This is a genomic window from Chitinophaga sp. W3I9 (genome assembly GCF_050434025.1).
Taxonomy (GTDB): Bacteria; Bacteroidota; Bacteroidia; order Chitinophagales; family Chitinophagaceae; genus Chitinophaga.
Window position 1 is genome coordinate 975,624 of sequence record NZ_JBNPWC010000001.1, and the last position, 14,127, is coordinate 989,750.

The 14,127-nt window shown below is 45.2% G+C and carries 17 protein-coding genes and 3 tRNA genes; 11 read left to right on the forward strand and 9 right to left on the reverse strand.

Features of this window, described 5'->3' with window-relative positions:
* Nucleotides 1-12: 12 nt before the first annotated feature.
* Nucleotides 13-1,830 (reverse strand): exodeoxyribonuclease V subunit alpha, encoded by a 1,818-nt coding sequence (gene recD / locus QFZ51_RS04295; protein WP_429043528.1) that lies wholly within the window; start codon nucleotides 1,828-1,830, stop codon nucleotides 13-15.
* Between the two features lie 97 nt (nucleotides 1,831-1,927).
* On the opposite strand from recD, the gene QFZ51_RS04300 reads away from it, so the two are divergent.
* Complete coding sequence (locus QFZ51_RS04300) at nucleotides 1,928-2,488, forward strand: hypothetical protein (protein ID WP_429043530.1); 561 nt, start codon at nucleotides 1,928-1,930, stop codon at nucleotides 2,486-2,488.
* Between the two features lie 23 nt (nucleotides 2,489-2,511).
* Nucleotides 2,512-2,907: an aminoacyl-tRNA hydrolase gene (pth2, locus tag QFZ51_RS04305; RefSeq protein ID WP_429043533.1), complete on the forward strand. Its 396-nt coding sequence runs from the start codon at nucleotides 2,512-2,514 to the stop codon at nucleotides 2,905-2,907.
* Here the strand turns inward: pth2 and QFZ51_RS04310 are convergent.
* From QFZ51_RS04310 to QFZ51_RS04330, 5 genes are all read right to left on the reverse strand, one after another.
* Nucleotides 2,904-3,152: a YwbE family protein gene (locus tag QFZ51_RS04310; protein ID WP_429043535.1), complete on the reverse strand. Its 249-nt coding sequence runs from the start codon at nucleotides 3,150-3,152 to the stop codon at nucleotides 2,904-2,906. The two genes, pth2 and QFZ51_RS04310, sit on opposite strands and share 4 nt — an antisense overlap.
* Nucleotides 3,153-3,170: 18 nt before the next feature.
* On the reverse strand, nucleotides 3,171-4,265 hold the full coding sequence (locus QFZ51_RS04315; protein ID WP_429043537.1) for a slipin family protein: 1,095 nt from the start codon (nucleotides 4,263-4,265) through the stop codon (nucleotides 3,171-3,173).
* Between the two features lie 482 nt (nucleotides 4,266-4,747).
* Nucleotides 4,748-4,819 (reverse strand) — tRNA-Phe (locus QFZ51_RS04320).
* 39 nt (nucleotides 4,820-4,858) lie between these two features.
* Nucleotides 4,859-4,931, reverse strand: a tRNA-Gln gene (locus QFZ51_RS04325).
* Nucleotides 4,932-4,936: 5 nt separating this feature from the next.
* Nucleotides 4,937-5,009 (reverse strand) — tRNA-Ile (locus tag QFZ51_RS04330).
* A gap of 895 nt (nucleotides 5,010-5,904) precedes the next feature.
* On the opposite strand from QFZ51_RS04330, the gene QFZ51_RS04335 reads away from it, so the two are divergent.
* From QFZ51_RS04335 to QFZ51_RS04345, 3 genes are all read left to right on the forward strand, one after another.
* The gene (locus tag QFZ51_RS04335; protein WP_429043539.1) at nucleotides 5,905-6,288 is read left to right on the forward strand and encodes a response regulator; all 384 of its coding nucleotides are present in this window, start codon (nucleotides 5,905-5,907) and stop codon (nucleotides 6,286-6,288) included.
* A complete protein-coding gene (locus QFZ51_RS04340) occupies nucleotides 6,285-6,581 on the forward strand; it encodes a winged helix-turn-helix domain-containing protein (protein WP_429043542.1) in 297 nt (98 codons plus the stop codon). The genes QFZ51_RS04335 and QFZ51_RS04340 overlap by 4 nt, the downstream gene beginning before the upstream one ends.
* A gap of 156 nt (nucleotides 6,582-6,737) precedes the next feature.
* Nucleotides 6,738-7,013: a hypothetical protein gene (locus tag QFZ51_RS04345; RefSeq protein WP_429043544.1), complete on the forward strand. Its 276-nt coding sequence runs from the start codon at nucleotides 6,738-6,740 to the stop codon at nucleotides 7,011-7,013.
* 542 nt (nucleotides 7,014-7,555) lie between these two features.
* Here QFZ51_RS04345 and QFZ51_RS04350 read toward each other — a convergent pair.
* Nucleotides 7,556-7,807 carry a hypothetical protein gene (locus QFZ51_RS04350; RefSeq protein WP_429043545.1) on the reverse strand — a complete coding sequence of 84 codons (252 nt, stop codon included), beginning with the start codon at nucleotides 7,805-7,807 and terminating at the stop codon, nucleotides 7,556-7,558.
* Between the two features lie 164 nt (nucleotides 7,808-7,971).
* Between QFZ51_RS04350 and QFZ51_RS04355 the strand changes: the two genes are divergently transcribed.
* Both QFZ51_RS04355 and QFZ51_RS04360 read left to right on the forward strand, forming a co-directional pair.
* Nucleotides 7,972-8,184: a helix-turn-helix transcriptional regulator gene (locus QFZ51_RS04355; RefSeq protein WP_429043548.1), complete on the forward strand. Its 213-nt coding sequence runs from the start codon at nucleotides 7,972-7,974 to the stop codon at nucleotides 8,182-8,184.
* 29 nt (nucleotides 8,185-8,213) lie between these two features.
* Nucleotides 8,214-8,930 carry a hypothetical protein gene (locus QFZ51_RS04360; protein ID WP_429043551.1) on the forward strand — a complete coding sequence of 239 codons (717 nt, stop codon included), beginning with the start codon at nucleotides 8,214-8,216 and terminating at the stop codon, nucleotides 8,928-8,930.
* Nucleotides 8,931-8,950: 20 nt separating this feature from the next.
* On the opposite strand, the gene QFZ51_RS04365 is transcribed toward QFZ51_RS04360, so the two are convergent.
* A complete protein-coding gene (locus tag QFZ51_RS04365; protein WP_429043554.1) occupies nucleotides 8,951-9,670 on the reverse strand; it encodes a hypothetical protein in 720 nt (239 codons plus the stop codon).
* 96 nt (nucleotides 9,671-9,766) lie between these two features.
* On the opposite strand from QFZ51_RS04365, the gene QFZ51_RS04370 reads away from it, so the two are divergent.
* Nucleotides 9,767-10,252, forward strand: coding sequence for a sigma factor-like helix-turn-helix DNA-binding protein (locus tag QFZ51_RS04370; protein WP_429043557.1), 486 nt, complete (start codon nucleotides 9,767-9,769; stop codon nucleotides 10,250-10,252).
* The gene (locus QFZ51_RS04375; protein ID WP_429043559.1) at nucleotides 10,242-10,613 is read left to right on the forward strand and encodes a hypothetical protein; all 372 of its coding nucleotides are present in this window, start codon (nucleotides 10,242-10,244) and stop codon (nucleotides 10,611-10,613) included. Before QFZ51_RS04370 ends, QFZ51_RS04375 begins: the two co-directional genes overlap by 11 nt.
* A gap of 79 nt (nucleotides 10,614-10,692) precedes the next feature.
* Here the strand turns inward: QFZ51_RS04375 and QFZ51_RS04380 are convergent, their stop codons facing one another.
* Nucleotides 10,693-12,540: an ABC transporter ATP-binding protein gene (locus QFZ51_RS04380; RefSeq protein WP_429043562.1), complete on the reverse strand. Its 1,848-nt coding sequence runs from the start codon at nucleotides 12,538-12,540 to the stop codon at nucleotides 10,693-10,695.
* 327 nt (nucleotides 12,541-12,867) lie between these two features.
* Here QFZ51_RS04380 and QFZ51_RS04385 point away from each other — a divergent pair, with 327 nt between their 5' ends.
* Both QFZ51_RS04385 and QFZ51_RS04390 read left to right on the forward strand, forming a co-directional pair.
* On the forward strand, nucleotides 12,868-13,527 hold the full coding sequence (locus tag QFZ51_RS04385) for a glycosyltransferase family 87 protein (protein ID WP_429043565.1): 660 nt from the start codon (nucleotides 12,868-12,870) through the stop codon (nucleotides 13,525-13,527).
* Nucleotides 13,469-14,080 (forward strand): hypothetical protein, encoded by a 612-nt coding sequence (locus QFZ51_RS04390; protein WP_429043567.1) that lies wholly within the window; start codon nucleotides 13,469-13,471, stop codon nucleotides 14,078-14,080. The genes QFZ51_RS04385 and QFZ51_RS04390 overlap by 59 nt, the downstream gene beginning before the upstream one ends.
* Nucleotides 14,081-14,127 lie beyond the last annotated feature (47 nt).

Sequence of the window (14,127 nt, forward strand, 5' to 3'; positions counted from 1 at the left end):
GAAGCAGGTGATTTAATTTGCAGCTGCATTCACTTCCCTGAACCTCGAGGCGATGCCGGAGGCCCTTTCCACGAAGCGTTCTGCTGCCATGAGTATTACCTCCGGCGTTCCCTGTACATACACTTTATTTTTTGCACGGCTTACAGCGGTGTACAACAGCTCCCTGGTGAGAATAGGTACATCGGTGGTATCCGGCAACAATACCAGTACTTCTCCGAATTCGGAGCCCTGGCTTTTATGGATGGTCATGGCAAAGGCGGTTTCCGCCTGGGTTAAATAGCCGGGCAGCACGGCTTTTAAGGCGCCGGTGCTGTCTTCAAACCAGGCCATGAGCACACCATTTTCATCTGCACGAATGATGCCGGTATCGCCATTGAACAAGCCATGTTCATAATAGTTACGGGTAAGGATCACCGGCCGGTTTTCATAGAATTCCCCATTGGCGGTGATGAGTTTTTTATCGAACAGATATTTTTCTATTTGTTTGTTTACGGCGTAAAGTCCCTGCGGCCCTTCCCTTACGGCAGTGAGTACACGCTGCGCGTTCAGGAGCTTGAGCGCGGCCGCGATATCCTTTTCTGCGATGAAAGCGGCGTAGCCGGCAATGAAGTCTTCGAACAGCGGTACCGAAGCATCCGGGTCAACGACTACCTGTTCATCTGCCGAAGGCGGAAAAAAAGAAGTTATTACCGGTACATTATTACTGATGATAGCCTTACTGAATTTACCAATGCCTTTGTCGCCGGTGAAACGGTGACTGCGCCGCAGTTCCACGAGATGCTGGAACAACGGGTGATGATCATCGTTTTGTTCTGCTGCGGCGGGAATCTGCCGGTTTTGTTCCGGTATAAAACTATTGATCAGCTGCCGGCGGCCGGAAGTAAAGCGGTTCAGGTGTTCCTGTGCCTGGCAGAGGTCTCCGAACAGGCTGCCTGCTTCCACGGAGGCCAGCTGGTCTTTGTCGCCCAGCAAAATAAGGCGCGTATCCGGATGGATGGCGTCCAGCAGTTTGGCAAACAGGGCCACATCTATCATGGAGCACTCATCGATGATCACTACATCGTAGTTGAGCGGGTTATCTTTATTGTGCCTGAAATACGGGCTGCCATTAACAGACTTCAGCAAACGGTGTATGGTAGCCGGTTGCAGCTGCCCGAACTTTTCAGAGATGGGCGCATCTACTTCGATAGTAGTATTGCGCAGGCTTTCCGCCATACGGGCGGCGGCTTTACCGGTAGGCGCGGCGAGCGCTACTTTCAGCGCCGGATCGGTGGCAAACAGGATGGCCAGTATTTTAGCGACGGTAGTGGTTTTCCCGGTACCCGGGCCGCCGGTGATGATGGTAAAATTATTCAGCACCCCGGTGATGGCGGCGGCCAGCTGCCAGTCGGCCGGATCGTTATTATCATTGCTGCCAGTGGCGGCAAATAGTTTACTGATCAGCGGTTGCTGTTGTTGCAACAGGGCAATCCTTTCAGGCAATTGTGTTTTTTCCTTTACCAGGAATTGCCTGATACTTTGAAGGAATGCGGTTTCATACCGGAAATAGCGTTGCAGGTACAGCCGGTTCTGGTAAATTACAAAGGGTTGTTTATCGTTGCCCTCCGTGCCTACCAGTGGAATACTTTCCAGCAATTGATTGCTGGTTTCTATTTTCTGGTAGGATTCCGGGAGATTTTCTTTTTCTGCGGCTATTTTATCGAGATGAAGACAGATGTGCCCTTCGCTGCCTTTCTTTGATAACAGATAAGCGTACGGTTTCAGCGCCGGTATATCAAAATACTCGGCAAATTGCTGGTGTACATCATTCAGGGTGGGTATGTTTCGCATTCTTATCTGGACACTTGAAAAGATTAAAGTACAACTTTTTCTGCTTCCCCTGAAACACTATATATTGTGGGGATTCTAAACCTATTTTCTATACACTATGACAAAGAAATTGCTAACCCTTAGCACCACCTTTTTATTATTTATTTGTTTGCATGCCAGCGCCCAGGAAGATCTCTGGAGAAAACCAGGTCAGTTGAAAGCAAATATTTCCCTGGTGGGCGTTAATGCAAATTACGAATTACGTTTGTTAAAATATGCAACCCTTAACCTGGAAGCGGGAATTGAAATGGGAGTTTCCTATTCTAATGGTAGCTATTTAGGAGAAGAATGGGAGTTTGCGCTTTACCCGGTTTTTTCGGCAGAGTTTCGGCAGTACTATGGTATTGCCCGGCGGGCTGAGCGGAATAAGCGGATAGATAACAATGCCGGGAATTTTTTCAGTTTCACGGGAGGTTACCAGGGCAGTCCTATTACGACTACGGACTATTATTCTCCCCGAGGCACGGCTGTTTTTACACCAGCGTGGGGAATGCAGCGCAGTTGGGGCCGTCATTTCAGTTTTGAAGCCCGCTTCGGCGTTTCTTTTGTGCCGGACGATGGTTATAGTAATTCGGTGTATCCCAGTGCACGCATCAACTTTGGCTATGTAATTTTGTAAATTAGCTGCTTAAACAGTGAGATATGTCATCCAGGATAGTTAAGCAGGTAATAGTGATGCGCAAGGATTTGAATATGCGCAAGGGAAAAATGATTGCACAAGGCGCCCATGCTTCCATTGCTTTTTTGACGCGCCATGCTACCATCGACGGGCATACGTTGCAAACCAATATCAGGAATCCGGAAGAGGTATCGGAGTGGATGACGAAAGGTTTTACAAAGATTTGTTTGTCGGTAGATTCTGAAGAAGACCTGGAAAGGGTATACCAACAGGCGGTGGAAGATGGTCTGAATGCCACGTTGATTACGGATTCGGGGTTAACAGAATTTGGTGGTGTGCCTACCAAAACCTGTTGTGCCATCGGGCCTAATTCAAATGAGGAGATAGACCGGATCACGAAGGACCTGAAGTTGCTTTAGTCTTCGTCTCCTACCACATCCGTTTCTACAACCCTACCTACCTGTCCGTCTTCCAGCCGTACTTTGATACCGCGGGAATGATAAGCGGCAGAGGTGAGCAGATCCTTTACAATGCCATAGGTTTTTTTACCGCTGCGTTGATCTTTCTTCAGGATGATGGCCACTTCCAGGCCAGGGTAGATATCTTTTCTATATTGTCCGTCCATAACTGCAAAGCTATGAATTTTATAAAAACGGTGGATCATATGCTGACCCACCGTTTTTTATTTAGGGATGAAGATTTGCCGCAGCTGATCTATCAGTACGCCATTTCCGCTGACGCTGATACTGTTGATCTTTTCCGCGATTTTTTCCACATACTCCATTTCCTTCAATTTAAACAACATGGGATTGTCTTCCATGAGTTTGGCGGTATTGAGCAGGCTCCTGGTGCTGGCAGTTTCTTCCCTTCGCATGATGATATTGGCCTGTGCTTTCTTTTCGGCTACCAGTACCTGGTTCATGATGTCTTTCACATCACCTGGCAGGATGATATCCCGGATACCGAAGCTGGTCACGTTAATGCCGAGAACTTCCGCCTTTGTGCTTACTGCTTTCAGTATAGCCGGCGCGAGGGTATCTTTCTTTTCCAGCAATTCATCGAAGTTCAGGGCTGCGATATATTCCCGCAAAGCCAGCTGGAACTGTACATACAGCTGCCGTTCGTATTCCTTGTTTTGTAACACGGCTTTATTGATATCTGTAACCCGGTACTGTGCCCATGCGTTGATTCGCAGTGCTGCTTTGTCTTTGGTCAGGATTTCCTGTCCATTTACTTCCACCTGTAACTGCCGGGTATCTATTTTACTAACGGTGATAGTGATGTTATTCTTCCACCAGCAATAAACGCCTGGGTACAGGGTCATGGCATACTTACCATCTACCAGCATCACGGCCTGTTCGTGGTTTTCCACGCTGAAGGTTCTTACGTAAGGCGCTACCAGCCGGTGGCACAAGGTAGACCGGTCTATATTTTCAGTGATCGCTATTTTAGCGATATCTGCGCGAACAAATTTGTTGTCGATGATATTTTTCCAGAAGGCATACCTGCCGGCGGTCAATACCTGCTTCAGTAATCCATTTTCGTAGTGCAGCACAATTTCAGTTTCTTTTACTTCCACTACCTGCAATGCGTTGGTGACGTCTGCATCCTGCAGGAGGATGTTCAGTTCTACCGGAGCGATGAATGGCTTGTTGATATCGTAGATGGTTACATCTTCGTTAATCAGCCAGTGGCGGCCTACCGGCAGCATTCGCTGGTAAACGCCGTTTTTAAAAACCAGGCCTCTTTCGTAGGCGTTGATGGTAACTCTTTTCATTTTCTTTCATTTTGGGGGTGTTGATAAATAAAGCCAGTGCTGTTGCCCGGATGATGAACACGGAAAACCAGGTGTTGATCAGTGCTTATTCATCAGTTAGGGCGGAAGTGCTAAGTGATGATAAGGGGTTGATGTAGTCCTTGTTTGCAGGTGTTTACCCTCCTGCCGGCATCATCCTTTTGATGAGGCGGCGGGACGGTGAGCCCTGGCTTTGTTTGTTGTTGTAAAGGACTCCAAGTCCTTCTGTGATTGTCTATTGCTCTAACCAATGAGCTACCGTTTTTCAAGAACGGAAAGGATTCGAACCTTCTACCCACAGACTATGTATGCGGGAACAGTGTTTTGCGGCAACAGCATACAGCTCGTTATTACGGCTGCACTGCGGAGTAGTATGATACTCCTGCCTGGGTTGCTTTGAAGAACATCTGTCCCCGTCTTCCTGTTGAGGAAGCTTTTTTAGCAAATGCTTTCCATTTGCGGGGTGGATGAAGCAGGAGTCGAACCTGCACGGGCGGTGCTTCAAACCGCTGCTCTACCATTGGAGCTATTCATCCGGGTTGTGAGTAGCTACGCTGCTTACTCACTGTCTTTAGTAACCCTGATTGGACTCGAACCAATAACCTTCTGCTCCAAATGCAGACGCGCTAACCATTGCGCCACAGGGCTTTTTGTAGTCCGGATTGGAGTTGAACCAATAATTGGCTGCGTATAAGGCAGGCGCTCTAACCGTTGAGCTACCGGACTGTGTTTGTGCTTTCTGCGGCGGTTCTTAACCGGGCATAAAAAAAACCGGGCGTTCAGCACGACCGGTTTCTACGTATGTACATAAGCGTTACTTATGTTCATCGAAACCGGCGTCGTTGATGAAATATTTGATAGCCATAGCAAACCGATAACAGTGGTTTGTTATGATCGCTACTAAATTGTATGTGATGAGTATGCATTTGCATGCGTATTTTTAGTTTTTAGTACAAATAAAAAGCCCCGCAATCTCTTGCGGGGCCTGTGTTATATCGAATTCGTTATTTCAACTTATTCTTCAGCATAACATGCCCCGCCACTGGTATAGCCTGGTATCAGACTAAACTGGTGTTTTGATTGTATGTTAAAAATTGAGCGGTACATGTTTGTTGTTTTTTTGTTGATGCAAAGGTGAGTATATTTTTTTAATATCTCCAAATAAATTTTAAAAATATTTTTTGGGTAGATAAATAAGGCAGCATTTATAAGCAGGGAGAATTCGTTTATGCGTATGCTTTATTTCATGTTAAACTGGTGTTTATTAATGAAATGTAAATACCTGGCGCATTAACAAATATTTCGGACTACTAACTTTATCAAATGTTTGTTAATGCTGATTAACAAATGAAGCTCATGTATACTTACGAAACCCTTTATTGTAGTAGATTTTGTTGTTCTGATAATTTAAACTGCACTTTGATTTTTAGAATTAAATTTTTCCGTTAAGATTTCGGGTTTAGTGATGAATAGTTTTTTTCTTTGAGTTATTAATCGGAGTGTATGAGAGATTATCATAAATATATTTCAGGTAAACGGAAAGCATATACGATTATGCTGACGCCTTGCCGTTCAGCACTCTTAGCTAATTTATTATCACCTGTAATCCATTTAACCTTCTATGAAACACCGCATTCTACATGCCGATGACGACACCATATTTTCCGGCATTGTAAAAAAAATCCTCCATCAGCAAGGACTTGAAGTTTATAGCGCTTTTGACGGAGAGCACGCATGGATGCTGTTTAATGAAATGTCATTTCATTCCTGTTTGTTGGATATTATGATGCCCCGCATGAATGGGATTGATCTTGGTGAACGTATACGTAGCAGGGATAGCCAGATACCTATCTTCTATTTATCCGGTGAAGATCTGGCACTGGTATCAGCAGAAGTATTTGGCAGAGGTGGTGCAAATGGCTATTTCCCTAAAACTTTTAACCTGCGTGAGTTGACAGGCAGATTGCAGGCGTCTCTTATCTACACCAATAATTACATCTTATGAAAGGAACTATAAGGGTGCCTTATTATTCTCCCGGAGATAAGGAGTTTTACGGCTCCCACGGAAGGCCAAGAAAAGTTGCACCGGAAATTAAGAAGGTTTACAGATGCCTCTATGATAACCGCAATGAACTAATAAGCATGGAAGCAATTATGGATACGGTTTTCGGAAAGGAGCATCACGATATTAATAAATTGTACGTATACATATCCAGGCTCAAGCGCATTATTAAAGATCACCCGGGTTCAAGAATTCATAATGTACGTGGTAAAGGGTATAAATTAATTGTGCCATGACTTCCTGTTGCCGCAAGGTTTTTTTGCCTATTTATCCCAATATTTTTTGTGTTGTTGGTGTGTTTTCCTAACCAGATATTTTATTATATTCGTTACTGTTTAGTAAACCCAAAATATAACCGTTAACCAAATTTATTTACTACAAAATTATTAACCATGAAACTCCACAGAACATTGCATCATCCTGATGGTGGGCGTTCATTAGCAGAATATGAAATAAGAGACAATAATGTTTTTACCACTATCCACCACGCGGGCGGATCCCGTTCCCTACCCTGGTATGAGGTGCGGGAGGATAAACTATATCCTACGATTCACCATCCGCATGGCTGGAGTTCTTTTCCCTGGTTTGAAATCAATGGTACCAGTATCCGGCCATCCATTCACCACCCAAAGGGCTGTGACGGCTTGCCGTGGTATAGAATTGTATAACCTCTGAAGATAATGGGTTTATGGAACTAGCCTGGCAGTGATGCCGGGCTTTTTTGTGGAGGGGCAAATAGCGGGCTGTAGCTGGTTTACACCCTGTATTCTTAATACTGCTGTTATACTTCCTGGATACTTCTCGGATACTTCTCAGTTACTTAGGAGTAGCGTATGTGTCGTACTCCCCATACACTCCCCATATAGTCCCTATATAGTTCCCATACACTTCCCATACACTCCTCATACACTCACAATACACTTCCCATACACTCCCAATACACTATGGCCCCTAGTTTAGGGTTGAATAGTCCTGAAATAGGTTTACACCTGTTTTCTTAAATCCTGCATTTGGCTTACAGGTAAGTTTCGACAATTTTACAAATAAGCATTGACCCCGGCAACCGGATCTTGTCATTTGCGCCCAGATCCAGATGTTTGCAAGCCAACTGCATACCCCTATGCTGCCCGCTTTGGGGTCAATGCTGCTCATTTGAAATGGAATTGATATCAGAGGGATATTACCAGCGCTTCGTTATTATTTGCCGCCTTTAGCTTAAAAGATAATTGGCGCCCAATAGTCTCAGCAATTCATTGTAACGTAAAAGCAGGTCAGCCCTGTGTTGGGCGTCCTCATATTGAGTGTCCTCCGCAGCGAGTGTTTCTGAAAGCCACTGCCACAGTGTTTGTCGTGCTGCAGCAGGAGGGAACAGCTCACAAAAGCGGTTAATGGCGAGCATGGGATCAACAGATTCCGGCCCGGATAAGTGTGTGTAATGAAAAAAGGATTGGGAGGTTTGCATAACAATAGATTTTTATTGTGCGCTAAGATAGTAAAAATGTAATAATAAATGTGATTATGCGTATTATTTATTGTGATAATCTGCTTATTTGTATGATTTTTATGCTGTCATAATGATTGTGTTTCTGCTTATATTGATGAAAAATATGCTTATAAGGCAGTAATATGGGTGATAAAGTATTCAATAGAATAAAAGCAGTGCTCGCTGAAAAAGGAAAAACAAATAATTGGTTAGCAGAAACTTTAGATATGAATCGGAATACCGTTTCTAAATGGTGTACGAATCAAATGCAACCGACGGTGGAAACTCTTTTTAAGATTGCAGAAGCATTGGACGTTGAAGCAAGAGAATTGCTGGTATTAAGAAAAACCAAATAATCTACTCCTGACCCAAGTGATCGCATTAAATGTTACATAAAGAAAGTCTTGCCCTCCTTCGCCAACAAATCCCCATTGGCGCCCGTCATGGTCTTAACCTGCTTAATCAAACAAATGGAAACGTAGAGCAAGCAAGGCTGTTATTTGAAGCCGAAATGGTCCAGGTTATCGTGAATAAAACGGCCGTCTCACCAGAAATAGCCAGGAAGCATTTGATAATCCATAATTATGATATTGCGCAAACCATCTCCAGTATTGACGAGGAGCGCTTTACCTTATCCCAGCGCATCTTAAAAAAAGCAAAGAATAATAAAGAAGAAGCCTTAACCCTCATCGTACAAAGCATTGAATCCACAGAGAATATCCAGCGGAAATTTTGGCTGCCTTTGGAAGAACTGGGACATTTACCCCCTCATGTATATTGTTTGTTAATACTGCACGATTTTTTAAGTTATGAAGATTGGGAAGGCTTTAGCAGCGCTATTTACTTTCATCCGGATATAGTTGTTTCGCAGCTGGAAACGATGCTTAACCTACCGCAGGTTGCGGATCATTTGCGCATTGCAAGGAAATGTAGCGATGAAATTTATCAGCAATATAAAGGCCAAACAGAATCGGTAATTGCCAATAAAATGGCTGGAGATGCGGAGTTTTCTCAACACGAGTCAGGATTTATGGCCGGAAGATCGTTGATCGTTGACCGGCTGTACAATATGGTGGTGGATAATATTGGGTTGTTTCCCTGAACCTAATCGGACCTGGAATTTTAAATCGGTAAATCAGTCCAGGCCACCGTTGCTCCAAGCTGCTGCAAATTATCAATATGCTTTTGTAAGTGTAGGAGAAAGCCATTTGCTACCAGTACATTCTGTTGGGTCAGTCTGACTAATGCTTCCTGCGGACCGATATCCCAGATCTTCATGAGGTATTTGGCCACCTTTACTTTGTTGGGGCCGGCGTTTGTAATCACCAGTTTTCCGTACCGGAGCAATGCAGGGTCTATTTCTGTGCTTTCCGCTTCTTCATCGTCCCATTCCTGTATGGTCGTGTGAAGTTCTAACCAGAAAGGATTCCGGATATCTGTAGAATGCTCCACAAGTTGAAGGCAGGCGGTTTTATCTTTACCAGCCTTTTCCATCTTTTCCAAAAAGTGGCCCAAAGAAACAATATTGAAACCGAGGGGAATGGCATCCCATCGCCCCGCTCCATGCAGTGCATAATAAACCGGAAAGCTGGAAGCTTCTTCGTTCAGGTCAATAAAAAAAGGATCATCCATCTCGTTGAGAGCTATGACGTACCAGCCGGGCTGCCATTCACCTTCTTTAGTTGAAGTCAGATCTTCCCCCGAAAGACCGTGATACCTGAAACCGCTTTGAAATTCCTCCCATTCCTCCTTTTTGGGGTAATGAAAGGGCAATAACATGGTGCGTGTCTCTGTTTGGTTTTCGATAAACTGCAGAATAAGCTGTGGGATGTTCAATGGCATTATTAGTATGACTTGTCTTGAAATGATATACAAATATAAATATAGAATACCTATCACCCTTTGCTAATCCCCTCTTTTCTCCCTATTTTTACTATAATGTCCACGCACCTACCAAAACAATCTCACCTCCAACTGAAGTCATTATTTGACCTGCTATACCTGCGCCTTTGCCGGTTTGCTGATCTTTTGATCGCGGATTCCGCCCTGGCAGAGGATATCGTGCAAAAAGTGTTTATAAATTATGAGCATGAAGACGATGATTTCCCGGCCATCAAAATGTTCCTGTACAAAGAAGTGCTGAATGCCTGCCACGCGCATAAAGCGGGTATAAAAGCTGCCTTTATAAGGGCGGAAGTAGGCGGGGAAATAAACCGGGCTATCGCTGCACTGCCGGAGGGCTGCAGTAAAGTTTTCAAGCTTAGCTATGTGGAGGAACTGAGAAACGAAGAGATTGCGGCAGAGATGTCGATGCCGGTAAGCTGGGTGAAAACCCAGAAAGCAAGGGCACAGGAGTTATTGCACTGGCGACTGAAGCCGGAAACTTTTCTCGTATTAAACTTCTTCTTATCCATTGCAGAATAATCTGGAATCATATTACCACCGGTCCCGGTTAATAATAAAGTATTGGGAAAACGCACTTTCAGCAGCGGAAAGTGAGGAGCTGGAGGCGTGGATAGATGCCAGTGAGGAGAACCAGCTGTTGTTTGCGGAGTTAAGCAAGGAAGCCACTTTGAAGGAAGAGTTGAAACAGATGGGCAACTATTATCCGCAGCAGGCCTGGAAGAAAATTCAAGCCGCAAGAAAGGAAAGAAAACAGGTGCCCTGGGCAGGGGTGGTTGCCACGTTAATTATGTTGCTGCTGGCCATTACGTTGAAGTGGTGTTATCTCCGCGAGGCGCTGCCTGCCGATAAAAAGATAGAGAATAGGGGTACCAGCCGTTGAGCTGCGTCCTGTAGTGAAAGAGGGATTTCCTCTTCTTTCCGCCATAGGTTTTTATGAAGCGTCTCCTTCCGGAGGCGCTTTATTTGTATCCGGCAGCCTGCAATTCAAATAATTCGGCGTAACGTCCTTTACGGGCCAGCAATTCCTCATGGCTCCCGATTTCCACCAGCGTGCCGCGTTCCAGTACTAAGATGCGGTTAGCCATGCGTACTGTGGAAAACCGGTGTGAGATTAACACGGCGGTTTTATCACGGGTAAGATCAGCGAACCGGAGAAATACATTGTATTCTGCCCGGGCGTCGAGGGCGGAGGTGGGCTCGTCCAGTATGAGGAGTTGCGCGTCTTTCATGTAGGCCCTTGCCAGCGCTATCTTTTGCCATTCGCCACCGGAGAGTTCTATACCCTGGTTAAAGCGGCGCCCCAGCATTTGTTCATAGCCGAGCGGCATTTTTTCTATGAGTGGGAAAGCAAGACTTTGCCTGGCCGCATCCTCAATCATGGGAAGGTTGTTGCTTTCTGCGATATTCCCCACGGCGATGTTCTGGGAAACCGTCATCTGGTAACGCTGGTAATCCTGGAATATAACGCCTACCTGCGTACGCAGTTCTTTAAGATCATATTCACGGAGATCTATGCCATCCAGCAAAATGCGTCCTTCTACGGGGTCGTAGAGGCGGGATAATAGTTTTACCAACGTGGTTTTGCCGGCGCCGTTCTCCCCTACCAGCGCTAATTTCTCGCCGGGATGAAGGGTGAAGTTGAGGTGTCGGATAGCCCATTTGTCGGAGTTGATATATTTAAAGCCTACATCTTCAAAAGTAAATCCCTGTTGAATAGGCCGCGGGAATGCCCGGGGATGAAGCACTGGAACCATTTTAGGCTGTATCTCAAAATATTCAAACAGGTCGCGCAGGTAAAGGGCGCCCTGGGTAACACTGGAAAACCGGATAAGGATACCCTGGAAGGTGGTACGCAACTGCCTGAAAGACCCCGCCAGGAAAGCCAGGTCGCCGATGGTAAGATGCCCCTGGATCGTTTGCAGGATGATGATCACATAAGCGGCATAATATCCCGCCGCGCCAACGACCGCGAAAGCAGTTCCCCAGATAGAATCCCTGATCTGCAGTACTTTTTTATCGGTATAAAATTTATTGGAGATGACCTTAAAGCGATTGATCAGGAAATTGGAAAGATCAAACACTTTTACCTCTTTAGCCGTTTCATCGCTGGCGCCGAGATAGCGGATATAATCCAGCTCACGCCGGTCGGACGTTTGGCCCCAGGCCAGTTTATAATACAGGTCGTTGAAGTGCGATTCATTCAGGAACGCCGGGATTACTGCCAGCAGCAATAATAATATCAGCCAGGGATTGAAGAATACCAGTCCTGCCGCCAGGAAAACAATCGTGATGATGTCCTGTACCTGGCTGAGCACCTGTGCCAGCAGCACGGTTCTGCCGGAGGTTTGCTGCCGGGCACGTTCCAGCTTATCATAAAATTCTGCATCTTCAAATTGGTCGAGGTCCAGCTTGGCGGCATGTTCCATGATCTTCACCGAAGTATGGTTGGCGAACAGATCGCCCAAAAGGCCATCCAGCAATGAAATAGCGCGACTTAGCGCATCAGATAATATGGCCAGTCCGAATTCCAGCGCCACCAGTTGCCACAGCCAGGTGGTGGAATGCCCGGCATCTTTGGTGAGGTGTACCACCTGGTCGATGATCAGCTTGCCCACATATAATAACGATAACGGCATGGCAGATTGAGCCACCCTGAGAATAGTGTTCGCTATAGCGAGCCCTGGACTGGTTTGCCATACCATCCTGAAAAATGCCGGTAGGTTGCGAAGAGCTGCCAGCCGCTCTTTGAAGGTTAATTTCTCGTCTTTCCCCGGGCGTTTTTTCCGGGGCGTTGCCATTGCACTCATACCGGTAATTTACGAAAATTGCTTCTCCAAACATAAGCGCATTATCTAAAAGGATTTGTTTTAAATTTGGGTTCATGTGAATAAACCAGAATGCTATGTTATTATTGATCGTTTCCTTGCTGATCGTTTGTTGTGTGATTGTTGCCGGCGTTGTATACGCTGTAAATGAGCAATCCAAACAATGGGCGGCATCAGAAAACTAATACTGCGCTTTAATTGAGTACCGGATATCTGAGCTGAATAAATAAAAACTACAATAGAGGGATACCCCTTCCAGGTGCGTTATACCTGCGTACTATAGCTTTTATTTAATTAGCAATTATCGATATGCGTGAAAAAAGGAATGTGCTGACTTACCTGGCAGAAAAGGAATGGCTGATCATGAGTTTATGGTTTGGCCTGTCCTTTATCGGCGCCTTCATGGAAGTATCCCGGAATAATTTTAATAATTACCGCATATTTAAAGACGTATTTTTTCACGTCATTCACCAGCAGCCACTATACATCCCCTACCCGGCCGATTATTATGATGTAAATCTTTATGGCCCCTTATTCAGCCTCGTAATTGCTCCTTTTGCAGGTTTGGAAATCCACCTCGGAGCGATGTTGTGGTCGCTCACCGGTTCCGCTGTTTTATTTTATGCCATCCGGCAACTGCCACTCTTACGCATGCAACAGAATATTATCCTGTTGCTATGTTCAATGGAGCTGATGGGCGCCAGCAGCTGGTTCCAGATGAACCAGTTCATCGGCGCTTTCATTATCCTCACTTTTGCCAATACGGTTAAAGGGAAAGAACTTTGGGCGGCTTTCTTTATTGTGTTGGGAACGCTGACAAAGTTTTTATGGTATCGTAGGACTTGCATTCTTCTTCTTTACCCCCAATCCCAAACGGTTTATCGGTTACCTGTTTTTATGGGGCGCGGTCATGTTTGCACTACCCATGATCATATCTTCTCCCCAATATATTATTCAATGTTACTTTGATTGGTATGCTGCGCTGGTACACAAAAACGAACTGAATGAAGGCGCGAATATCCTGTTCCAGGATATATCTGCCGGAGGCTTTATAAAAAGGGTATTTCATTTACCGGACCTGAGTAATAATGTAGTACTCATTCCTGCGGTAGTACTTTTCTTTTTACAATATACCCGGTTGGCAGATCGCTACAATTCCCGTTACCGGCTGTATATACTCTGCTCCACACTGATATTCCCGGTACTTTTCAGCACCAGTTCTGAGTCGCCTACCTACATCATCGCTATACCGGCGGTATGTATCTGGTATGTAATGCAGCCATCTACCAGAAGGAATAACATATTTATGTTTTTCCTCATCTTCCTGATCAGTTTTTCCCATTCAGATATACTTACTCCCTGGTTCAGGAGAAATATTGCTATGCCATATGCCGTGAAAGCCTTGCCATGCCTGGTATTATGGCTGGTGATCGTCTATCAGATCTACACCCGGAAATATCTGTTAAAAAAAGATGTTTCTCCCGCGCCTGTCAAGGAATTGGAACCCGTTGCCGTATTGTGAAAAAATTAACGAAAAAAGTAATAATCCGGACGTAAATTGCCGGATTA